Raw genomic sequence first — 22,980 nt, forward strand, 5'->3', positions numbered from 1 at the left:
TATTGAAGAAAAATTATGATGTGTTCTGATCAAAATACGATTCAACAAAACCTTGAACAAATCCGACAACAAATTCATGCGGCAGAACAACAATATGCCCGTCATTCTAACTCAGTACAGCTATTAGCGGTGAGCAAAACTAAGCCAATTGAAGCATTAAAAGCCGCCATTGATGCTGGACAGACCTGTTTTGGCGAAAATTACGTCCAAGAAGGCATAGAAAAAATTCACTATTTTGCCCAACACTATACCGAGGCAAAACTAGAATGGCACTTTATCGGTCCTATTCAATCTAATAAAACTCGACCAATCGCAGAAAATTTTGATTGGGTTCATTCGGTGGATAGAGAAAAAGTAGCCCAACGCCTCAATGATCAAAGACCGGAGCAGGCACGTCCATTACAAGTTCTCATTCAAGTCAATACTAGCGGTGAAGCCAGCAAATCTGGCACCAATCAAGACGATATTTTTCACTTGGCTGAGTTGATAAATGCGCTACCTAACCTCACATTAAGAGGATTGATGTCGATTCCGGAAAATGTTTCTGATTACCCATCTCAACTAAGGGCATTTAAACAATTGGCGGAACTTAATCGCAAATTAAATCAACGCTACCCACAAGTGGACACCTTATCGATGGGAATGAGTGGTGACATGCAAGCAGCCATCGAAGCGGGGAGCACCATGGTTCGTATTGGTACGGCTATTTTCGGTGCCAGAGATTACCATAAATAGATTTGATGACTCTTTGATGCCATCAACGCAGTTTTATAAAAAACTCAAACCGTCGATTAATAGGATCGGGTATACTGGCGAGCTTAAGCAATGGAAGCCATTCATTTAAAATAGGATAGTCGCATATGGAACAACGTAAAATCAGTTTTATTGGCTCTGGTAACATGGCTCGCTCGATTTTTGCGGGCATGCTCTCAAGTGGTTATAAAGCAACACAAATTACGGCTACTGGCCGTGATGAAAGTAAACTGAAACATTTATGTGACTGTTACGGTATTCATACCACTACCGATAATAACCAAGCGGTTGAAAAGGCCGATGTGGTTATTTTAGCGGTAAAACCTCAAATGATGGCTGAGGTGTGTGCACAGCTGCAACACCTTGATTTAAGCAATAAGCTGATCATTTCGATCGCGGCAGGTATCTCAGCCCAACGCTTAAATGACATGTTAGCTCAAGAAGTCGCCTTGATTCGAGTGATGCCGAACACGCCTTCTCTTGTTGGCAAAGGCATGAGTGGTTTATACGCCAGCGATAAAGTTTCTGAAGACGATAAAGATTTTGCTGGCGACTTAATGGCGGCAGTCGGTGAAATTTGTTGGGTTGATGAAGAATCGGGGATCAATAATATCATTGCCGCTGCAGGCAGTGCTCCTGCTTACTTCTTCTTATTTATGGAAGCGATGCAAAAAGAAGCAATGGCACAAGGCTTCAATCAAGATACCGCACGCTTATTAGTCCAACAATCGGCCCTTGGCGCAGCTGAAATGGTCATCGCCAATCCAGAGTTAGATCTCGCGACCTTACGTGAACAAGTGACCTCTAAAGGGGGAACCACCGCGGAAGCGATTCGTACATTTAATGAACATCATCTTTCAGACATCGTTGCTCAAGCTATGCAAGCGGCGGTCAAGCGCGCTGAAGAGATGGAAAAACTAATTTAATTTATTTACACCAAAAGGCTTTCAACAACATGAATTCGATGACTTTCCTCGTTTCCACCGTATTCGATCTTTACATTATGATTGTAATTTTACGTGTCTGGCTACAAATGGCGCGGGCCGATTTTTACAACCCATTTTCTCAATTTGTCGTGAAAGCCACCCAACCGGTTGTGGCTCCCTTACGCCGACTTATTCCTTCGATTGGGAATCTGGATCTCGCCACAGTATTATTTGCCTATGCGCTCAGTGTCTTAAAGTTTATCTGCCTAATTTTGATTTCCAATGGCAGTTTAGTCTTTAACGTCAGCTTTTTATTCTTTGGCGCATTAGCGTTAATTAAAGCCGCTGGTGGGCTGTTATTCTGGATCTTATTAATTCGCGCGATTTTAAGCTGGGTCAGCCAAGGTCGTAGCCCTGTCGAATATGTGATGATGCAACTGACAGAGCCGATGCTGGCCCCAATCCGCCGCATTCTTCCTGCTATGGGTGGTTTTGATTTTAGCTTACTAGTGCTATTTTTAATCTTACAGTTTGCCAACTATTTGATGGGCGATATCTTTGGCCCAATTTGGTATCAACTATAATCACGATTTATTAGAAGAAACATGACAAATCCAATTCAACGCGCAGGAGACGATTTACTCCTGCGCGTTTATATTCAGCCTAAAGCTAGCCGAGACGCCATTGTTGGTCTTCATGGTGATGAGCTAAAAATTGCCATTACCGCACCACCAATTGATGGCAAAGCCAATGCTTACTTAAGTAAATACCTAGCTAAACAATTTAAAGTCGCCAAAGGGGCGGTCAGCGTAGAAAAAGGGGAATTAGGAAGGCATAAAACCATCCGAATTTTATCGCCTAACCAGATCCCAACTGAGATTGACGCTCTACTCTCTAATTAAAGGAATAGCGAATGAAAAAGTGGACCTTACGCTCGTTGATAATACTACCAGCCTTATTCAGCTTATTGTCTTTCCCCAGCTATGCTGAACAATTTAAGACGATTAAGCACAGTCAGGTACATTATTCAGCTTTTAACTCGGCCATGCTGACGCCTGAAGTGGCGCGACAATATAAGTTAAAGCGTAATGGTTATTCCGCCATTTTAAATATTAGCGTACTGGATACCAGTAAATTGGGTACTCCTGCCGTCGATGCCAAGATTACCGGCAGCAGTCAAAACTTATTGGGCCAAACCCGACAGCTTCAGTTTAAACAAGTGAAAGAAGGCCCCGCTATCTACTATTTAGCCGAGTTTCCTATCACCAATGAAGAGCAATTGAGTTTCAATATTCAAGTCGATGCTGGCACCGTAGGAAGTGGCCCTATTCGCTTTAATCAAACCTTTTATGTAGAAGAGTAAATGATTAATACCTATCTGCTATGTACACAACAAACGCTCTAACAAACGATATAACAAACAATCATCCGACATCTATTGAGACATTTCATGAAAAAATTAGTTTTAGCCACCGGTAACCAAGGTAAAGTCAAAGAAATGGCGGATCTACTGGCCGAGTTTGGTTTCGATGTAGAAGCACAAAGCCAATATAACGTGTCAGAAGTAGCCGAAACCGGCAGCACCTTTATTGAAAATGCCATTATTAAAGCGCGCCATGCCGCCAAAGCAACGGGCTTACCTGCCATTGCCGATGATTCAGGCTTAGAGGTGGATTACCTAAAAGGCGCACCCGGCATTTACTCTGCACGCTTTTCTGGTGAAGGGGCAACCGATCAAAAGAATATCGAAAAATTACTTGTGGAAATGCAAGGCGTCCCAAGTGAACAACGCAGCGCGCGTTTTCATTGTGTGTTGGTGCTGATGCGCCATGAAAATGATCCCACGCCATTAGTGTGTCATGGTCAATGGGAAGGCCGTATTTTAGAACAAACACAAGGTAACAATGGCTTTGGTTACGATCCTGTCTTTTGGGTGCCAGAAGAGGCTTGTTCTTCTGCCGAGCTGGAGCCAACACGCAAAAAACAACTTTCACATCGCGGTAAAGCGTTACAAAAACTGTTCGCTGCACTCTCTGATTCCCCTCAATTTATTGCTTAAGGCTTGCTTGTGTTAACGCCTCCACCACTGAGTTTATACGTCCATATTCCATGGTGCGTACAAAAATGCCCTTATTGTGATTTCAACTCTCACGCTCAAAAAGGCGAGATCCCTGAAACGCAATATATCGATGCTTTACTCGATGATCTCAAAACGGATATCGAAAAATATCAACTTGAGCAAACCCCTCGCTTATTGCATTCGATCTTCATTGGTGGCGGTACACCTAGCCTGATATCGCCACAAGAAATTGGCCGTTTATTACGAGGAATTGAAGCGTTACTGCCTTTTGAAGATCACATTGAAATCACCATGGAAGCGAACCCAGGCACCATTGAAGCGGAGCGTTTTGCTCAATTTCAAACTCAAGGGGTAAATCGAATTTCGATTGGTGTGCAAAGCTTTGAACAAGAAAAACTTCAAGCATTAGGCCGTATTCATGGTCCGCAAGAGGCAATCAATGCCGCACATCTGGCTCACCAAATCGGCTTAAACAGCTTCAATTTGGATTTAATGCATGGCTTACCGAATCAAACTCAAGGGCAAGCTTTAGCCGACTTAGAGCAAGCGATTGAGCTGAACCCTTATCACTTATCTTGGTATCAACTCACGATTGAACCTAACACCTTGTTTTACTCAAAACCGCCAGTGTTACCCGATGACGATGATTTGTGGGATATTTTCGAGCAAGGCCACCAACGTTTAACCGAAGCAGGCTATGTGCAGTATGAAATCTCAGGTTACAGTAAGCCAGGTTACCAATGTCGTCATAACTTGAACTATTGGCATTTTGGGGACTATTTAGGGATTGGTTGTGGCTCACACGGCAAACTCAGCTTTGCTGATGGGCGAATCGTCCGCACCACCAAAATAAAACACCCTAAAGGCTATCTCGCTGCCTATCAAAATTTAGTAAAACCTTATTTAGACAGCGAACAACAAGTCGAATTAGACGACCGAGCCTTTGAGTTTTTTATGAATCGCTTTCGCTTAATTGAAGCGTGCCCTAAAGCCGAATTTATTCAACGCACCGGTCTGACTCTTGAATCCATTGCCCAGCCGATTGCCCAAGCGATCACGCAAGGCTTTATCCATGACACTGAGGCTTGTTGGCAAGTAACACAAAAAGGAAAGTTATTCTTTAACGATCTGATTGAATTATTTGTCGACGATGAGTAAGCAGGGGCGCTGACTCCTTGCAGAAAAACATCGTTATAGCAATCACGCTAATTAGGTCAATCACCCTAATTAAATGGTCAGATAATGAGTACGCTTGGTGTTATCGTAGCTCGCGACTCGCTCAAGTCACGAGCTACGCCTCATCAGAAAAGCGCCATTAGAAAATTGAGCGCCCTAACTCCGTTGAAAGCAATTCTAGTGCAGCGGTTCCAGCTAGAGAGTTACCAGATTTATCTAACTCTGGTGACCAAACTGCGATCGTCATTTCTCCCGGAATAACCGCAATAATGCCGCCGCCGACACCCGATTTACCCGGCATCCCAACGCGAAATGCAAACTCACCCGCCCCATCATATAAACCACAAGTGGCTAATAACGCATTCAAGCGCTTAGTTTGATTTGGTGCGATGATTTGTTTCTTGGTGTGCACCGACTGGCCTTTGTTCGCTAAATAGCTAAAGGTTTTCGCCAGATCCACACAACTCATTTTTAATGAACAGGCATGAAAATAGTTATTTAAAACCGGGATCACTTCATTTTCAAAATTCCCAAATGAGCGCATCAGATAAGCAATCGCCGCATTACGATCACTGTGCAACATTTCTGAGGCCGCAACCACTTTGTCATACACGATATGAGTATCACCGGATAACTGACGGGCAAATTCCAATAAACGCTGCCTTGGCGCAGACAGACGCGTTTGCAGCATATCAGCCACAACAATAGCACCGGCATTAATAAACGGATTACGAGGGATCCCCTGCTCAACTTCAAGCTGGATCATCGAATTAAATGCTTGTCCTGAAGGTTCTTTCCCTACACGACGCCAAATTTCTTCAGGCTGATAAATTTGCATCGCCAGAGTTAAACTCAACACTTTCGAAATCGATTGAATCGAAAATTCCTCATCCGCATCCCCTGCTTTAATGACTTCACCTTCATTGGTATAAATCGCCATTGCCAGCTTATCGTTAGGGACATTCGCCAAAGCCGGAATATAATTCGCAACTTTTCCCTTACCGATTAAAGGGCGAACGTGTTCAAGAATATCGGTGAGTAATTCTTTGGATGGTTGACACATAACAACTCCAACTTCAATGTTAGGACAAGTGACAAAGGACAAAAAAGCCAGTGACCTTAGTGACTGGCTTTAAATAGGCACGGATAAAATCGACTTTAATTAGGCATTACGGCGGAATTTAATATCCCAGACACCATGGCCTAAACGATGCCCACGAGCTTCAAACTTCGTCAGAGGACGTTCATCAGGACGAGGAATGTAATCACCATCCGTCGCAATATTCTCAAAACCTGGAGCCGCATTCATCACTTCAACCATGTGTTCAGCATAATTTTCCCAATCGGTTGCCATGTGGAAAATGCCTTCATTCAAAATCAGTTTTTGACGCACCATTTCAGCAAAACCCAGTTGCACAATACGACGCTTATGATGGCGTTTTTTATGCCATGGGTCAGGGAAGAACAACTGTAATGTGGTCAAACTGCTGTCTGGGATCATGTGCTCAAACACTTCAACCGCATCATGACACATCACACGTAAATTCGTAACTCCGGCTTCTTGCGCTGCCGCTAAGCAGGCACCAACACCAGGGCTGTGCACTTCAATACCAATAAAGTTTTTCTCAGGTGCATTTTTTGCCATTTCGACCAATGATGCACCCATACCGAAGCCAATTTCAAGCACAACCGGATGGTCATTACCAAACACTTGTTGCCAATCAAGACGCTGTTGAACAAAGTCAATACCCATAGTTGGCCAGCATTCTTCAATCGCTTTTTCTTGACCTTTGGTTAAGCGCCCTTCACGGCGAACAAAACTACGAATTCTTCGTACAATTTTGCCTTCTTCATTCACTTCGTTTGTTGTTACTTCTGTCATTTTTTTGCCTGAAGGTTATGCCAAGTCTCATGATTGGCGAGTTCTAAAAATAGGGTGAGAATTATCCAAAGATACCGTCAAGGTGCAAGCTTTATCCGTAAAAATTTATGAATCTCACTCAAAAGTCCACTTAATTTACATGGTTTACTTAAAACCTAAGCTATGGTGCAATTCGCGCTTCATTATTATTCAAATAAAGAGCAAATCGTGAGTGCATTTTCTGATGCTATTTTAGCATGGTATGACAACTTCGGCCGTAAAACCTTACCTTGGCAACAAAACAAGACCGCTTATACCGTTTGGCTGTCAGAAATTATGTTGCAACAAACTCAAGTTACGACCGTGATCCCCTACTTTGAACGTTTTTTGCAGCGCTTTCCTAGCGTGACCGATTTAGCTCATGCTCATCAAGATGAAGTGCTGCATCTATGGACAGGTCTTGGCTATTACGCCCGAGCACGCAACTTACACAAAGCCGCACAAATTGTTGAGCAGCAATATCAAGGCGAGTTTCCAACCGATATTGAACAATTAAACGCGCTTCCTGGTATCGGGCGCTCAACCGCAGCGGCCATTTTATCTTCTGTCTATAAACAGCCTCATGCCATCTTAGACGGGAATGTCAAAAGAACCCTAGCTCGTAACTTTGCTATTGAAGGCTGGCCGGGGCAAAAAGCCGTCGAAAATCAATTATGGCAAATTGCAGAGCAACACACCCCCTCTGTTGACGTTGATAAGTACAATCAAGCGATGATGGATATGGGCGCTTTAGTCTGTACTCGCAGCCGTCCTAAGTGCGATTTATGCCCAGTTGAAGCCCAATGCCAAGCTAAAGCACAACAACGTCAATTAGACTTTCCTGGTAAAAAGCCGAAGAAAGACAAACCGACCAAACAAACTTGGTTTGTGATGCTTTATCACGACCATCAGGTCTGGTTAGAACAGCGCCCTCAAAGTGGCATTTGGGGAGGGTTATTCTGCTTTCCACAACATGAAGATCAGCACATTGATGCTTTATTAGATAAGCGTGGATTCCATGCTAACATCATTGATGAAACTCGAATCTTAACCGCTTTTCGTCATACTTTTAGCCATTATCATCTCGAGATCACGCCAATCTTAGTAAAATTGAAACAACTACCCTGTTTGGTGATGGAAGCCCAACAAGGTCTTTGGTATAACTTAGAACAACCAAAAGAAGTTGGACTTGCTGCGCCAGTAAAACAATTGCTGCACAGCTTGCCTTATGAACTTAACGATTAACCATTCATGTAAGGAGCTCTCATGAGCCGTACTGTAAATTGTGTTTTCTTAAACAAAGAAGCCGAAGGTCTGGATTTCCAGCTTTATCCTGGTGACTTAGGAAAGCGTATTTTTGACAACATCAGTAAAGAAGCGTGGGGCCAATGGCAACATAAACAAACCATGCTGATCAATGAAAAAAAACTCAACATGATGGACCCAGAACATCGCAAACTTTTAGAAACTGAAATGGTTAACTTCTTATTTGAAGGTAAAGACATCATTATCGATGGCTATACACCACCAAGTGAATAACTGGTTATAAACAATAAGTTCGGTATAATTCCTAACCATTGTCGCACAGGCATTGAGGTTTTTGGTTTGTATGTTGTGCAAACTAAATACAAATCAATGCCTGTTTTGTTTTTAGAAAAGCCTATTGATTGCACCACTTTATACCACTCACACTCATGAGATGATCCGATAATGAGTATGCGTGGTATTAGGTTCAATATGAGCGCTTTTCAGTGCCTGACGTAATTGCTATCAAATGAAAAAGAATAACTGGCTCTTAATCGTGTTGTGTTTCTCCTTAACGGGATGCAGTCGAGAATTTATCGAAAGCATTTATGATGTTGACTACACTCCCACCAACCGTTTTGCAAAAAACCTCGCTCCACTCCCAGGTCAATTTGCTAAAGATACCGCGGCCTTAGATAACTTAATGAATCAGTTTTCAGGACAAGTGGCCAACAAGTGGGGACAAGACAACATCAAGATGGCAGGGGCTAAAACTTACGTCAAATATACCGATGGCTATTTAAACCGTGCTGATATCGATTTTGATAACGGCACAGTCACGATAGAAACCATTGCCAGCACTGAGCCTAAAGCCCACCTCAAACATGCGATAGTGACGACCCTATTGACTCCCAATAACCCAGCTAATGTGGATTTATTTTCGTCAAAAGAAATTGCGATGGGAGGAAAACCATTTTTATCCGATCAGGTGGTCGATCAAAATGGTCAGTCTATTCAATGGTCATGGCGCGCCAATCAATTTGCAGATTACTTAATCAAAAACAAACTACAAACTCGTACCATCGATTTTAAAACCTCGTACTTTGTCACCATTCCTATGGTAAAAAACCATGATAAATTACGCAGTTACCAGTACGCCAGTATCGTACGTAAAGCCTCAAAACAATACGGCATTCCAGAAGATCTTATTTACGCCATCATAAAAACCGAAAGCAGTTTTAACCCTTATGCCGTCAGTTGGGCAAATGCTTATGGTTTAATGCAAGTGGTACCTAAAACCGCCGGACATGATGTTTTTAACTTAGTGAAAGGCCGTTCAGGCATGCCTACCCCGAAGTACCTCTATAATCCGGAGAACAATATTGATACCGGTGTCGCCTACTTCTACTTACTCAAAACTCGTTATTTGAAAGGGATCCAAAATAGTACGTCCTTACAGTACAGCATGATCTCCGCTTACAATGGCGGCTCGGGAGGGGTTTTTAATACTTTTGGTGGCGGCAAAACTTCAGCCATTAACGATATTAATCAATTACAGCCGAATCAAGTGTACTGGGCATTAACTAAAAAGCACCCCAATGCGGAATCTCGTCGCTATTTAGAAAAAGTCACCGCTTATAAAAAAGAGTTTCATAACATGAGGTAATATTAAAAAAACCACAACAAAATGTTAAACAACACTGCAAAACCAATAAATCTGTTCAAATAGGCAGCAAACAAACATTTTTTTTAAGTTTTTTGCAAAAACAGGTTGACGGTAGACACGAAAATCCGTTTAATAGCGCTCCGTTGCCCGGATAGCTCAGTCGGTAGAGCAGAGGATTGAAAATCCTCGTGTCGGTGGTTCGATTCCGCCTCCGGGCACCACAATTTAAATTGTTGGTGTTATGCAATAACATGGACAAGCAATAAATACAGTGTGCCGACTTAGCTCAGTAGGTAGAGCAACTGACTTGTAATCAGTAGGTCACCAGTTCGATTCCGGTAGTCGGCACCATTTATTGCCTCGATAGCTCAGTCGGTAGAGCAGAGGATTGAAAATCCTCGTGTCGGTGGTTCGATTCCGCCTCGAGGCACCATTATTTATTTAACGACTGAAAACAAAATTGGTTTTAGTGTTAAAAGAATAATTCCCCCTTAGTTCAGTTGGTAGAACGGCGGACTGTTAATCCGTATGTCGCAGGTTCGAGTCCCGCAGGGGGAGCCACTTTAAGAAAGCCTCATCATTTGATGAGGCTTTTTTTATACTTATCATTTCCATTTCATTCTTCCCTTTAAGCCACCATTATCATTACGCTCGCTCATTGGCAGCCAGACTCCCCTCTTCCTTTTTGCTCTCAACCAGATTGCGTTATCCAAGATCTTATACCAATGAACCCACTACCTATTCATCTTTACTTAACCTCAACTCAATCAGAATGCAAAAAATACGAATAATCGGCACTTTTTTTCATACTGATGGTAAATATTTTTCAGTGATCTCGCTCAAACTACATAATATCGCGCTTATTATTGCTCAAGGTTCCTAATTAAAACGTATGGCTAGGTGCTAATTTCACTCTGAACTGCCATTAAAACTGAGCTTTTTTTGAACTTAAGTGTGAATAAATATACAAACGCGACTAGAAAACGTCCAAACAGATATTTTTTTATATTTTAGTGTTGACGTTACTCACGAAAAACCGTTTAATACACCTCGTCGCCCGGATAGCTCAGTCGGTAGAGCAGAGGATTGAAAATCCTCGTGTCGGTGGTTCGATTCCGCCTCCGGGCACCACTATTTATAGTTTGGTGTCTAACGTTAACAAGACGTCAAATAAAAAATACAGTGTGCCGACTTAGCTCAGTAGGTAGAGCAACTGACTTGTAATCAGTAGGTCACCAGTTCGATTCCGGTAGTCGGCACCATTTTTCTAATTGAAAAGATTAGAAATAAAAAAAGAATAATTCCCCCTTAGTTCAGTTGGTAGAACGGCGGACTGTTAATCCGTATGTCGCAGGTTCGAGTCCCGCAGGGGGAGCCACTTTAAAGTTGTTTGAAATATCAAATAACTAACAGTGCCGACTTAGCTCAGTAGGTAGAGCAACTGACTTGTAATCAGTAGGTCACCAGTTCGATTCCGGTAGTCGGCACCATTATCTCTAATTGAGAAGATTAGAAATAAAAAAAGAATAATTCCCCCTTAGTTCAGTTGGTAGAACGGCGGACTGTTAATCCGTATGTCGCAGGTTCGAGTCCCGCAGGGGGAGCCACTTTAAAAAAGCCTCATCATTTGATGAGGCTTTTTTATGGTTCATCGCGGCTTTCCGGGGAAAGCCGCTTTTATCTTTAAGAAGAAGTAATCGGTATCTCGATAACCATATCCCATCCGCTTGATTAACTTTATCTTGTTGTTTATCCCTTCAAGGGTGCACGTATTCAACGGATAACTTCCTGAGGCGATAATTCCATGAAGGTAGGGACGGAGCTTTCGAGCAAATTCTTTTAACGGCTTAATTCCGCTATCATTCACTTGCTCCCACCACACCTTCCATAAGTTTTTCACCTGAAGTTCTGACTCACAGCGCCAGAGTTCCTTTAATTGTGCTCCCAGCACATAGGTTGTCATCAAGTCCTTATTTATTTCCAATATTTCAGTGAGATAGCTATCTTGTTGTGTATTTAAATTATCTCTATTTTTCAATAATACCCAACGTGAGCGCTTAACCCATTGTCTTGCTTTTTTATCGTGCTTTAGCTTATTGGCTTGATCAACTCTGACTCTATCCATGACCTCACGACCGAACTTAGCCACAACATGGAACAAGTCATAAACGATATGTGCATTTGGGCAATGCTCTTGGACTTCAAGATCAAAAGCAGTATTCATATCCATTGCTACCGCCTCGATATTTTTACCATGTTCACCTAGCTGCTTGAAAAATGGTCGAATATCCTTACGGCTACGACCTAGCCCTACCCAGATAACCTGATGACTCTTTGCATCAGCAATGACAGTGGCATAACGATGCCCCTTAAAAATGGCGAACTCGTCCATGACGAGCTGCCTTAGTTCGCCCCATTTTACCTGCGGTACAACGTGTTGAAGTCGACGCTTATCTATTTCTTTAATTGTGTGCCAATGAACACCCGTTATTTGGGCGATGTGCTTTATGGGTAAAAGAGGCAGCAACTGCTCGATATAGCTTCTCAAGCGATTAGTGAGGCGAGCATAAGGCTCTAACCAAGATAACTGTTCTGTTTTAATGCCACAATGACGGCACTTAACTCGTCGAGTTTGAACAAGCAACTCAACGGGTAGACCAAGCAGCGTTGCTTCTTTCACGTTACGCCATTGGTACTCATGTATTGATTGAGCATGAAGTCCACAAGGACATTTAGCGATAGAACTAGGTTTCAGGGTAAGTGTAATAAGTGATTCAGTCTGATGAGACTTTACTATATGAAAGCCTTCCCAGAACGATGATAGAAAAGTATGATTCGGCATGAAAACGGTAGTTTGTGTAAGGTTGTGTTTGGCGATGTAACCTTATCACTTACTACCGTTTTTGTTTTAAGTTCCCGCTAATCCGCGATGAACCTTTTTTATTGCCTATGATTTGCTAAAACCCATTTATATCAATCGTATTTACTATTTAATTATTGTGATTGGCATAAAAAAAGAGTGATGAATCTCTCCACCACTCTGTTACTGGGTATTAGGTGAAAGAGCATTCGCTGAAGAATCCTCTCCACCGAATTTCATCAACCTAATCTAAGCCACCAATACATACGTATTTCGTTTCTAGATACTCTTCCAACCCTTCTTTTGCTCCTTCACGGCCATTGCCTGATTGTTTGACCCCACCAAACGGCGCAACTTCCGTGGAGATAATACCTTCATTAATCCCAACCATGCCATATTCCAAGTTATGTGCGACCCGCCAAATGCGATTCATATTTTGGCTATAAAAATAGGCTGCCAATCCGTAAATGGTGTCATTGGCCATCTCTATCATCTTCTCTTCTTCAGAAAAACGAATAATAGGTAAAACTGGGCCAAAGATTTCACCTTGCACTAAAGGCCTATCATGTTCTACATCAACCAAAACCGTTGGCGCTACAAACTGACCATCTAAACATTGTTCTCGGTTGACTTGCTTCGCACCACGACCTTTCGCTTCTTCAATCAACTCGACAATCCGCTGTTTTGATTCTTGCGTGATCACAGGTCCAATATCAGTTTCTGCATCTAAGCCATTACCCACTTTCAATTGATCGACCGCTGCCACCAGCTTAGTGACAAACTCATCGTAAACCCCATCTTGAACATAAAAACGATTAGAGCAGACACACGTTTGCCCTGCGTTACGGAACTTGCTGGCAATGGCCCCTTTAACCGCACTGTCAATATCAGCATCATCAAACACGATAAAAGGCGCATTGCCTCCAAGCTCCATAGAGGTGCGCTTAATGGTTGAGGCACATTGCATTTGTAATTTACGCCCTACTAAGGTTGAGCCGGTAAAAGAAAATTTACGTACCGATGGATGGTAAGTAAATGCTTCCCCGACTTCATGCGCACTTTGGCCGATAACCATGCGTAAAACGTTTTTAGGAATGCCGGCTTGGAAAGCTAACTCAGTCACAGCAAAGGCGCTTAACGGGGTTAATTCAGATGGTTTACAGATAAAACTACAGCCCGCAGCAAGAGCAGGAGCGGCTTTTCGGGTGATCATAGCAAAAGGGAAGTTCCAAGGTGTGATAGCTGCTGCGACTCCGATTGGCTGCTTAACGGTAAGGAGTGTTTTATCATTACTTGGTGAAGGAATCGTATTACCATAAGCTCGGCGACCTTCTTCGGCAAACCATTCAATAAATGAAGCGCCATAACGAACTTCTGCCAGCGCTTCTTTCAAAGGCTTCCCTCCTTCCAAGGTGATAATCATGGCGAGGTCATCTTCATTTTCAATAATCAATTGATGCCATTTTTTCAGCAACTTACAACGCTCAGCCGCTGAACGCTTTTGCCATTGCTTTTGGCCTAGCTCCATCTCAATGATGTCTTGTTCCACTTTGGCTTGGCAAGACATCGGAACGGTCGCTAATAAGCTATTATCAAATGGATTGAATACTGGCAGCCCTTTACCCTCGATAAGTGTTGAGGCGAGTAATGTTTTATTTTTTATTTGCTTCATATTCATCTCTTTTCTTATGTTATTTATTCTCAGTTTAGCTTATGGACTCCACTGAGTGTTTTTATAATGCGCTTCAAAATCAGGAAAATCCATCATTTGAATATCACGCACCTCCTATGTTATTCGCTATAAAAAAGCCTCGACAAGTGTCGAGGCTGAGAAGTGTTCATCATCATTAATCAAGGCGAACCGATAAAGTTTTACCATTAGCCTGAACAAAGGCGCTACCTTGGATCTTCTCTCGTGGCTGATTAATGATTTCAATTTTAGAGTCAGGCCACCCGTTCTTATAAAAATAAGGTTTAATGAAGTGATAGCGTAAATTACTCGGAACCTTAAAAGTATCTGACCCTGTTAACTGGTACATATAATCCGTCATCTGTGCTTCATCAACACTGACAACAACCTTGTCAAACTTCTCGGGATGATGGTAATAACCATTCCCTGCCGCTGATTCCATTATCTTTGCCATGGCAATACGACTATTGGTATAACCTGCATTGTAATCATGCATTTGGTAACTTAATGGGATAAACAGTAAAACCAGCAATAACGTTCGCCACATTTTATTATCAACCAATAAAATCAGCATGGTTAAGCCCAACGGTAAGGTGATTCCCGAGCGCAATGGCACTTGAACTCCTAATGGGATCACGCTGGCATAGATTGAAAATACGACCAATAAAACTATTAAACAGTATTTAAAATGATGCTTTAGCGCCCATAAAAATGTCCCTGCTAAGGGTACATACAACCAAGGACTTAATTGCGAAATATAGAGTGCATTACGCTCAAAATTTGCAGCACTTTTAATGATGTTTGACAATAAGCTTGCCATATCCGTCGAGGGTGTAGAACGACGCCAATCGGCAAAATGAATGAAACTCGCCTGATCAGAGAAAAAATAGGTGTAGGCATACACTAAACTATTAGCAACCGCATACCCCACTACATAACCCAGCATCCACATGAAAAGAAACTGTAATAACGCAGACCACCTCGCCTCTCTCAGCATTGGTAAATACAATAACGGTATTAAGAAATAAAAGGCAGGGTAAGTGGCAAATAATAAAATACCAGAAACGATCAACAAAGCTGAAGGATTAAACTTATCCTTCATATAGGCAAATACCGCCAACATTACACAACCAGGGATCAGCGTCATTGGCCATTTAAATAACATGGTGAAATAGGGAATATTTAACACCAATAAAGCCACACATAATGCCAACCATTTATCCTGGCGAACCCCTAGTGTTAACTTATAGGCGAAATAAAATAATGAAAGATTACAAACAATCACAGCCATAGAAGATGGTACAGCACGTAAACTATAAAACAGTGCAAAGTTAATCCATCGACCTTCCGAGACAAATTTCTCACTATAGCCATTCATATAAGGTAGAGCATCATGAGCGATATCTGACACCACCGACATATGAACGTTATACAAGGTTACCGCAAGTATCAGAAAAGCGATCACTCCCTTGAACATAAACCAGTAATCGACGGATTTATCTTCTTTTTGAAATAGGGAATAAAACTCACTCATTGACACACCTTGAGTAAAGACTTTTTGATAACCAAGATAATTCACCACCATCGAAACCGCTACAGCCAATACCTGGGCGATATATACCATCACTCCCGCATATTCAACTAAACCATAGATCGTAGCCGTAGAGCAGGCTAAAGAGGTTAAATTCACAATACAGAATGGTATAAATTGTCCAGATTTCTGCGCGCTGTTAAACACAAAGCGTTTATTTAACGTATAACTGATCAGCATTCCTATAAAATACGATAGAACTGAAGCGAGCAAATAACGATCGGATAGGTGATAAATCACAATAAAGGCTAAATAAGCTGATAAAGTATTCACTCCGCCAACCAAGCCAAAACGGATTTTTTGTTTTAGATCGGTATAAATCAAGTTATTTAGCAGTTTATTGGCTTTCTGCAGCATCAGATTCTCGGTTTTTCTTAATGATGTACAAAGGACGATTTTTAGATTCATTGTAAATTCGAGCAATGTATTCGCCTAAAATGCCAATAGAGATAAGTTGAACACCGCCCATAAAAAGAATCGAGATAATCAAGGATGTCCAGCCTGACTCCCAATGATCTGTCATTAAGCGTATATACACCGAATACAACAGCATCAACATCGCAATACCGGAACACATAAAGCCCAACATAATAGACAGTTTTAATGGCTTCACTGAAAACGATAAAATGCCATCAATACCAAATTTGAGCATTTTCGTTAGCGGATACTTCGACTCACCGGCAAAGCGTGCAGAACGTTGGTAAGTGATTGAGGTTTGATTAAATCCAATCCAACTTACCATCCCGCGGATAAAGCGTGCTTTTTCTGGCATCGCAATAAGATGATCAACAACTTGACGATCCATTAAGCGGAAGTCGCCCGTATCAAGAGGAATAGGCACTTCCGATAATTTATCAAGTAAGCGATAGAAGCACTTGGCAGACCAACGTTTGAAAGTGGATTCCCCTTCCCGGCTCAAACGCGTGCCATACACTACATCGAAGCCTTGTTGCCATTTATCAATCATGTCGCCGATTAAACTAGGAGGATCTTGAAGGTCAGCATCAATCAACACCACAGCATCTCCGGTACTAACATCTAGCCCCGCACTCACTGCTTGTTGATGACCAAAGTTACGAGAGAAAGACACCATGCGAATATTATCGTGTTGACGACTATGAGCTAATAATTTTGTTTCGGTATCATCAGAACTACCATCATTAACAAAAATAAGTTCAAATTGATAATCAGAAAGGTTTTTGGTGACTGAAAGTAACTCAGCAATCGTTGCATCAATTACTTCACTTTCATTAAAACAAGGTACAACAATCGAAACCGTTTTCATAAATTCCCCATTTGGTTACAACTCAATAAAGCGCTATTAGCTGCGCCAGTCGTATTACTTTTCTAAAAAGAAAGGTATAAAGGAGTAGTAAACGACATCCAATCATCACACGAAGAATGTAACAATTTGTATCTAAGATAGTTTATTTTTGAAAAGAGTCACGTAATAAATGAAGATTTGTCAAAAAATTCACAAACCATACATTGTCCTGACAAATGAAGATAAAAATTAAAAAGGGTAAATAACCTCAGCTTCGGATAACTAGAAGTCACTCAATACAGCACTTTGGCCGTCTAACTGCATTAAAATAAACGCAAAAAAGGCGTCCATTTTCATGAACGCCTTTCTTTAAATTTGGTAGCGGTGGGCGGACTTGAACCGCCACGCCCGAAGGCAACGGATTTTGAATCCGTCGTGTATACCAATTTCACCACACCGCCAAATTGTCACCTAGCAAGACTTGTTGCTAAGGAATGAGGAGAATTATACGTATGCATTCATGACGCGCAAGTGTTAAATGTAGAATTTGATTCGATCGTCGATATTTTCAACACAAATACTCGCTTGAGACATTTTTTCGCTTTAAATCCCAGTTTCAACTGGCTATTCTGCTGTCAAATTTAGCAATTAGATAACTTATGAATTCACTCACTCGAATAAAACCTGCCGGCTTTTTACGTCGTATTGCCGCTATTTTTTATGACGCTTTAATCATTGTTGCCATTGAGATGATCGCCGTTGGTATTGTGATTGCATCGATGGAAGCGTTATTATCACAAAACCTGATCAGTTATGGCTCATATATAGATGCCAGTGACTTACTCAACCATCATCCAGTTTGGAGCTTATTCTTTCATGGGTACGTTGCGTTCATCTGGATTGGCTTTTTAAGTTTCTTTTGGATGAAAGGCCAAACCTTAGGTATGCGCGCGTGGAAATTAAGGATACAAAACGAAGATGGCAGCAATATCAGTTTTAAACAATCCATACTACGTGTCGCCACCTCATTCTTTGGTTTAGGTAACCTTACCGTTTTATTTGATCCTGATAAGCGAGCATTGCAAGATATGTGGTCCAAATGCCAAGTCGTGCATTTATCCCAATCACACGAATTAGAAAGTCAGAAGTTACCGAGGAAAAAGTCTTGAGGATAAGGCTAAAATGTCGAATACAAAAAAACTGTCGACTCTAACAAATAAATGAACGCCATAAAAAAGCCAGAGCAAATCACTCTGGCCTTTGTTTCTCTTAATTATGCCTTTCCCACCGGGTTATCTTTAGGCTTTTCGTCTCATCAACATAACTGCGACAATTAAGAAGATGACACTTGGGGCCAAAGCGCCAATAATCGGTGGTATGCCATACACTAAACTCATTGGTCCAAAAACTTCACTGGAAATATAAAAAGTAAAACCGGCGATCACTCCCGATAAAATACGCGCGCCCATCGTCACACTACGTAATGGACCAAATACAAACGACAAAGCCATCAGCATCATGACCGCAATAGACAGCGGCTGAAACACTTTACGCCAAAACGCCAAATCATAACGTGATGGGTCTTGGTCTGAGTCTTCTAGGTATTTCACATAACTATATAAGCCCGTTAATGACAACTCTTCCGGCTTCACGGTAACTACGGCTAACTTATCGGGCGTGAGCGTTGTTTTCCATTCATAGTTGCCAATTTGTTCTTTATTGATTTGGACTTCATTATCCATTTGAGTAATTTGCACATCCTTCATCATCCAACGGTGATCGTCTTCATAAAGAACGGTTTTCGAAGCTAAAATATCATTAAGCTTCTTGTGTTCATCAAATTGCCAAATAGTGACATTATCAAGTTCATTCTCACCATTGACTCGGCCAATATAGATAAAGTTATTGCCATCGCGAGCCCAGACACCATCACGTACCGACACAATGCTGCCACCCGCAATCGCCATAGCACGAGAATCACGCGCTAATTTTTGTGCCTGTGGCGAGCCCCACTCACCCAATACCATGATCATTAACATCAGTGGCACAGCCGTTTTTAATACCGAGACCCCAATGTTTAATTTTGAAAAACCAGAGGCCTGCATAACAACAAGTTCAGAACTAGCCGCTAACATGCCCAACCCTATCAAGGCACCTAATAAGGCCGCCATTGGGAAAAACATTTCAATATCACGCGGAATACTCAATACCACAAAGTATAATGCTTCCATTAAATCGTACGTACCACGACCAACTTTGCGTAATTGTTCAACATACTTAATGATGGCAGACAGCCCAACTAAGGTTGCCAAACATAAAGAAGATGTCGCTATGATGGTTCGACCAATATACCAATCAAGAATTTTAAACACGACTTAGCTTCCTTTTTCTTAATTTGTCTTTTAGGCCTCGCACAAACAAGCTATCTAAACTATTGAGAATAATACCGGCGATTAACAAACATCCATTAATACTCCACATACCAATAGAAGCGGGAACCGTACCATCTTCAATGGCGGACTTCATCGCACTGATAGCTAAAAAGTACGCTAAATAAATCAAGACAGCAGGGCCTAATTTGGCAAACCGCCCTTGCCGAGGGTTCACCGCAGATAATGGCACCACAACTAAGGTCAATAATGGAATACACACAATTAAGGTGATACGCCACTGTAACTCGGTTTTAGCTTCTAAATCTTTTTGACCAATCAATTTTAAAGTAGGTATCGCTTCCCACTTACGCTTTTTCTTTTGCGCATCTCGTTGTCCAATCAGAGCGGAATATTCATCATAGGTGGTGTTGCGATAATCTAAGGTATTGGCAATGCCCTCATAACGGTTGCCGTCTTTTAAGGTCAGCATTTGTCGGCCATCAGGGTATTCTTGCACCACTCCCGATGTTGCATACATCACGCTTGGACGAATAGATTCTCTTGGCTGAGCTTGTGCGACAAACACATTAGTCAGCTTTTTATCTTTGACATCATCAACAAACACCACAGCACTGCCATCAGGAGAAGCTTGAAACTGACCTTTTTTTAATAAATCAATGCTGCTGGTGGTGGCGACCTGTTCTAGCAGTTGAGTCACTTTTTCTTGGCTCCAAGGCGATAACCATAAGGAGTTGAAGGCCGCAATGCCCCCGGTAATGACGGCAAGGTACAAGGCTGCATGAACAAGAAACTTATTCCCTATTCCCGTGGCGTTCATCACCGTGATTTCACTTTCAGCGTAAAGGCGGCCGAAGGTTAATAAGATCCCAACATACAAACTTAAAGGCAGCATCAATAGCCCCATTGTCGGCATGTTTAGCCCCACAATGGAAATGATCATATTGGCAGGAATATCCCCATCAGAGGCATCCGCTAATACGCTAATGAATTTTTGGCTCAAAAACACGAGAAAAAGCACAAAGAAGACGGCGAACTGGCTTTTGAGTGTCTCGCGGATCAAATATCTAACAATAATCACGCAGCATTACCTATACAAAACTTGTTTTTTTGACGGAATCACTATAGTTTTCCGATGAGTCTATTATTTTTACTGTTTTTTAACTATATTAATCTGTAAATATCGAGTGATTTTTTTGAGTCACTCAAATTACTATTCCAACTAAGTGTTGTGTTGCTTAATTTTAGTTCAATTGATTAACTAATTAAGGCCCTGATAACTATTATCCAACATTTAGTTCTATTTGTCTTTAGGATGTAGGAGTACTCATGGAGTTCAGTGTAAAAAGTGGCAGCCCAGAAAAACAACGTAGCGCATGTATCGTTGTTGGTGTCTTTGAGCCACGTCGCCTTTCTCCTGTTGCCGAGCAACTCGATAAAATTAGCGACGGCTACATTAGTTCATTATTACGCCGAGGTGATCTCGAAGGAAAACCAGGCCAAATGTTATTATTGCACCAGGTGCCGGGCATGCTATCAGAGCGTGTTCTTTTAGTCGGCTGCGGTAAAGAACGAGAGCTTGGTGAACGTCAATATAAAGACATTATTCAAAAAACCATCGGGACTTTAAATGATACCGGCTCAATGGAAGCGGTTTGTTTTTTAACAGAGCTGCATGTTAAAGGTCGTGATACTTATTGGAAAGTGCGTCAGGCCATTGAATCGACTAAAGATAGCTTATATACCTTTGATCAATTCAAAAGTAACAAACCAGAAACCCGTCGCCCGTTACGTAAATTAGTATTTAACGTACCAACTCGCCGTGATCTTAATCTTGGCGAGAAAGCCATTGCACACGGTTTAGCCGTCTCCTCTGGTGTCAAAGCGTGTAAAGATCTTGGCAATATGCCACCTAACGTCGCCAATCCAGCTTATCTGGCTTCTCAAGCTCGTCGTCTTGCTGATGAATTTGAAACTATAACCACTAAGGTAATTGGTGAAGAAGAAATGGAAAAGCTTGGCATGCATTCTTACCTTGCTGTCGGCCGTGGCTCGCGTAATGAATCCATGATGTCGGTGATCAGCTATAAAGGTAACCCTGATCCAGAAGTCAAACCGATTGTGCTTGTGGGTAAAGGCTTAACGTTTGATTCAGGCGGCATTTCATTAAAACCAGGCGAAGCTATGGATGAGATGAAATACGACATGTGTGGTGCTGCATCAGTATTCGGTACCATGAAGGCCTTGGCTAAATTGAATCTGCCGATTAATGTGGTTGGTATTCTAGCGGGTTGTGAAAACATGCCAGGTAGTAATGCTTATCGCCCAGGTGATATCCTCACAACCATGTCAGGACAAACTGTCGAAGTCTTAAATACCGATGCTGAAGGCCGCTTAGTATTGTGTGATGCCCTAACTTACGTAGAACGTTTTGACCCAGATTGCGTGATTGACGTGGCGACCTTAACAGGGGCTTGTGTGATTGCGTTAGGTCATCATATTAGTGGTGTGGTCGCGAACCATAACCCACTTGCTCATGAAATTGTTAATGCTTCAGAACAAGCTGGTGATCGTGCATGGCGCTTACCAATGGCTGATGAGTATCAAGAACAACTGAATAGCCCATTTGCAGATATGGCCAACATTGGTGGTCGTCCAGGTGGTGCTATTACTGCGGGTTGTTTCTTATCTCGCTTTACTAAGAAGTACAACTGGGCTCATCTGGATATTGCCGGAACAGCTTGGAAATCTGGCGCGCAAAAAGGTTCAACCGGTAGACCCGTACCTTTATTAGTGCAATTTTTAGTTAACCGCTCTTCCGGTTCGCAAATATTTGAAGAGTAATCCTTGTAAGGGGCCTTCGGGTCCCTTTTTACTTCAACAGATATTGAGCCAATTCAACTCATCAACTAGCATTGTAATCCATCATGGCAATAGCAACCTTTTACATCATTGAACCGGATAGCCCGCAAGATACGCTTGAGGGGCACATTGCTTATGTAGTGTATTTGGCCTGCTATTTTGCCAAACAAGGCGCTAAAGTGTATATCAACGCACAAAATAAGCGACAAGCCGAGCAAGTTGATGAAGTACTCTGGCAACAAGAACCCACACAATTTCAAGCACATAACTTGGTTGGTGAAGGCCCACCTAAAGGTACTCCCATTGAAATTGGCTACAGCAAATTAAAGCCTCACCGATATCGTCAATTGATCATCAATATGGCGAATGATGAGACAAATTTTGCCCAGACCTTTGCACAAGTGGTAGACTTCGTGCCTTGCGAAGAAAAAGCAAAGCAACAAGCTCGAGAAAGGTATAAAATTTACCGACAAGCTGGCTTTGAAATGCAGACAATAAATATTGAAAACGTTACTCGAAACTCGGAAGAGCAAAGCACGTAAATCGAGAAAGCTTTAATTTGAATATCGAGAAGCGA

General features: G+C 41.9%; 21 protein-coding genes and 10 tRNA genes. 22 read left to right on the plus strand and 9 right to left on the minus strand.

Annotated features, from left to right (window positions below; all coding sequences use genetic code 11):
• Nucleotides 1–15: 15 nt before the first annotated feature.
• The 7 genes from VCA1004_RS08880 to hemW all read left to right on the plus strand — a co-directional run bounded on the left by VCA1004_RS08880 (nt 16) and on the right by hemW (nt 4,917).
• Nucleotides 16–735, plus strand: a complete 720-nt coding sequence (locus VCA1004_RS08880; protein WP_086981438.1) for a YggS family pyridoxal phosphate-dependent enzyme — start codon at nt 16–18, stop codon at nt 733–735.
• A 125-nt stretch (nt 736–860) separates the two neighbouring features.
• Nucleotides 861–1,679, plus strand: coding sequence for a pyrroline-5-carboxylate reductase (gene proC, locus VCA1004_RS08885; RefSeq protein WP_086981439.1), 819 nt, complete (start codon nt 861–863; stop codon nt 1,677–1,679).
• Between the two features lie 29 nt (nt 1,680–1,708).
• Nucleotides 1,709–2,263: a YggT family protein gene (locus VCA1004_RS08890; protein ID WP_086981440.1), complete on the plus strand. Its 555-nt coding sequence runs from the start codon at nt 1,709–1,711 to the stop codon at nt 2,261–2,263.
• A 21-nt stretch (nt 2,264–2,284) separates the two neighbouring features.
• Complete coding sequence (gene yggU, locus VCA1004_RS08895) at nt 2,285–2,581, plus strand: DUF167 family protein YggU (protein ID WP_086981441.1); 297 nt, start codon at nt 2,285–2,287, stop codon at nt 2,579–2,581.
• Between the two features lie 11 nt (nt 2,582–2,592).
• Complete coding sequence (locus VCA1004_RS08900) at nt 2,593–3,042, plus strand: DUF4426 domain-containing protein (RefSeq protein WP_086981442.1); 450 nt, start codon at nt 2,593–2,595, stop codon at nt 3,040–3,042.
• A gap of 87 nt (nt 3,043–3,129) precedes the next feature.
• Complete coding sequence (locus VCA1004_RS08905; protein WP_086981443.1) at nt 3,130–3,738, plus strand: XTP/dITP diphosphatase; 609 nt, start codon at nt 3,130–3,132, stop codon at nt 3,736–3,738.
• A 9-nt stretch (nt 3,739–3,747) separates the two neighbouring features.
• Entirely contained in the window at nt 3,748–4,917 is a 1,170-nt protein-coding gene (hemW, locus tag VCA1004_RS08910; RefSeq protein WP_086981444.1) for a radical SAM family heme chaperone HemW, read from the plus strand.
• 157 nt (nt 4,918–5,074) lie between these two features.
• Here the strand turns inward: hemW and glsB are convergent, their stop codons facing one another.
• Complete coding sequence (gene glsB, locus VCA1004_RS08915; RefSeq protein WP_086981445.1) at nt 5,075–5,998, minus strand: glutaminase B; 924 nt, start codon at nt 5,996–5,998, stop codon at nt 5,075–5,077.
• A 99-nt stretch (nt 5,999–6,097) separates the two neighbouring features.
• On the minus strand, nt 6,098–6,817 hold the full coding sequence (gene trmB, locus VCA1004_RS08920; protein WP_086981446.1) for a tRNA (guanosine(46)-N7)-methyltransferase TrmB: 720 nt from the start codon (nt 6,815–6,817) through the stop codon (nt 6,098–6,100).
• Nucleotides 6,818–6,979: 162 nt separating this feature from the next.
• On the opposite strand from trmB, the gene mutY reads away from it, so the two are divergent.
• From mutY to VCA1004_RS08980, 12 genes are all read left to right on the plus strand, one after another.
• On the plus strand, nt 6,980–8,080 hold the full coding sequence (gene mutY, locus VCA1004_RS08925) for an A/G-specific adenine glycosylase (protein ID WP_408646854.1): 1,101 nt from the start codon (nt 6,980–6,982) through the stop codon (nt 8,078–8,080).
• Between the two features lie 21 nt (nt 8,081–8,101).
• Nucleotides 8,102–8,374, plus strand: a complete 273-nt coding sequence (locus tag VCA1004_RS08930) for an oxidative damage protection protein (RefSeq protein WP_086981447.1) — start codon at nt 8,102–8,104, stop codon at nt 8,372–8,374.
• 235 nt (nt 8,375–8,609) lie between these two features.
• Entirely contained in the window at nt 8,610–9,746 is a 1,137-nt protein-coding gene (gene mltC / locus VCA1004_RS08935; protein ID WP_086981448.1) for a membrane-bound lytic murein transglycosylase MltC, read from the plus strand.
• A 145-nt stretch (nt 9,747–9,891) separates the two neighbouring features.
• Nucleotides 9,892–9,967: transfer RNA gene (locus tag VCA1004_RS08940), tRNA-Phe, on the plus strand.
• 54 nt (nt 9,968–10,021) lie between these two features.
• A tRNA-Thr gene (locus VCA1004_RS08945) sits at nt 10,022–10,097 on the plus strand.
• 6 nt (nt 10,098–10,103) lie between these two features.
• Nucleotides 10,104–10,179: transfer RNA gene (locus VCA1004_RS08950), tRNA-Phe, on the plus strand.
• A 52-nt stretch (nt 10,180–10,231) separates the two neighbouring features.
• A tRNA-Asn gene (locus tag VCA1004_RS08955) sits at nt 10,232–10,307 on the plus strand.
• Between the two features lie 494 nt (nt 10,308–10,801).
• Nucleotides 10,802–10,877: transfer RNA gene (locus VCA1004_RS08960), tRNA-Phe, on the plus strand.
• Between the two features lie 55 nt (nt 10,878–10,932).
• Nucleotides 10,933–11,008 (plus strand) — tRNA-Thr (locus VCA1004_RS08965).
• Nucleotides 11,009–11,048: 40 nt separating this feature from the next.
• Nucleotides 11,049–11,124, plus strand: a tRNA-Asn gene (locus VCA1004_RS08970).
• 36 nt (nt 11,125–11,160) lie between these two features.
• Nucleotides 11,161–11,236: transfer RNA gene (locus VCA1004_RS08975), tRNA-Thr, on the plus strand.
• A 41-nt stretch (nt 11,237–11,277) separates the two neighbouring features.
• Nucleotides 11,278–11,353, plus strand: a tRNA-Asn gene (locus VCA1004_RS08980).
• A 41-nt stretch (nt 11,354–11,394) separates the two neighbouring features.
• Here the strand turns inward: VCA1004_RS08980 and VCA1004_RS08985 are convergent.
• From VCA1004_RS08985 to VCA1004_RS09005, 5 genes are all read right to left on the minus strand, one after another.
• A complete protein-coding gene (locus VCA1004_RS08985; RefSeq protein WP_086981859.1) occupies nt 11,395–12,588 on the minus strand; it encodes an ISL3 family transposase in 1,194 nt (397 codons plus the stop codon).
• Nucleotides 12,589–12,850: 262 nt separating this feature from the next.
• A complete protein-coding gene (locus VCA1004_RS08990; protein WP_086981450.1) occupies nt 12,851–14,278 on the minus strand; it encodes an NAD-dependent succinate-semialdehyde dehydrogenase in 1,428 nt (475 codons plus the stop codon).
• A 175-nt stretch (nt 14,279–14,453) separates the two neighbouring features.
• Nucleotides 14,454–16,244 (minus strand): GtrA family protein, encoded by a 1,791-nt coding sequence (locus tag VCA1004_RS08995; RefSeq protein WP_086981451.1) that lies wholly within the window; start codon nt 16,242–16,244, stop codon nt 14,454–14,456.
• A complete protein-coding gene (locus tag VCA1004_RS09000) occupies nt 16,225–17,172 on the minus strand; it encodes a glycosyltransferase family 2 protein (protein ID WP_086981452.1) in 948 nt (315 codons plus the stop codon). The genes VCA1004_RS08995 and VCA1004_RS09000 overlap by 20 nt, the downstream gene beginning before the upstream one ends.
• Nucleotides 17,173–17,527: 355 nt before the next feature.
• Nucleotides 17,528–17,612 (minus strand) — tRNA-Leu (locus VCA1004_RS09005).
• A gap of 198 nt (nt 17,613–17,810) precedes the next feature.
• Between VCA1004_RS09005 and VCA1004_RS09010 the strand changes: the two genes are divergently transcribed.
• Nucleotides 17,811–18,320, plus strand: coding sequence for an RDD family protein (locus VCA1004_RS09010; protein WP_086981453.1), 510 nt, complete (start codon nt 17,811–17,813; stop codon nt 18,318–18,320).
• A gap of 129 nt (nt 18,321–18,449) precedes the next feature.
• Here VCA1004_RS09010 and lptG read toward each other — a convergent pair whose 3' ends face one another.
• Together lptG and lptF are read right to left on the minus strand one after the other, a co-directional pair.
• The gene (gene lptG / locus VCA1004_RS09015) at nt 18,450–19,523 is read right to left on the minus strand and encodes an LPS export ABC transporter permease LptG (RefSeq protein ID WP_086981454.1); all 1,074 of its coding nucleotides are present in this window, start codon (nt 19,521–19,523) and stop codon (nt 18,450–18,452) included.
• Nucleotides 19,516–20,622, minus strand: a complete 1,107-nt coding sequence (gene lptF / locus VCA1004_RS09020; RefSeq protein ID WP_086981455.1) for an LPS export ABC transporter permease LptF — start codon at nt 20,620–20,622, stop codon at nt 19,516–19,518. The genes lptG and lptF overlap by 8 nt, the downstream gene beginning before the upstream one ends.
• 248 nt (nt 20,623–20,870) lie before the next feature.
• Between lptF and pepA the strand changes: the two genes are divergently transcribed.
• Both pepA and VCA1004_RS09030 read left to right on the plus strand, forming a co-directional pair.
• Nucleotides 20,871–22,385: a leucyl aminopeptidase gene (pepA, locus tag VCA1004_RS09025; RefSeq protein WP_086981456.1), complete on the plus strand. Its 1,515-nt coding sequence runs from the start codon at nt 20,871–20,873 to the stop codon at nt 22,383–22,385.
• Nucleotides 22,386–22,468: 83 nt separating this feature from the next.
• Nucleotides 22,469–22,945 carry a DNA polymerase III subunit chi gene (locus VCA1004_RS09030; RefSeq protein WP_086981457.1) on the plus strand — a complete coding sequence of 159 codons (477 nt, stop codon included), beginning with the start codon at nt 22,469–22,471 and terminating at the stop codon, nt 22,943–22,945.
• The last annotated feature ends 35 nt before the right edge of the window (nt 22,946–22,980 follow it).

Source organism: Vibrio aphrogenes (assembly GCF_002157735.2).
Classification (GTDB): Bacteria; Pseudomonadota; Gammaproteobacteria; order Enterobacterales; family Vibrionaceae; genus Vibrio; species Vibrio aphrogenes.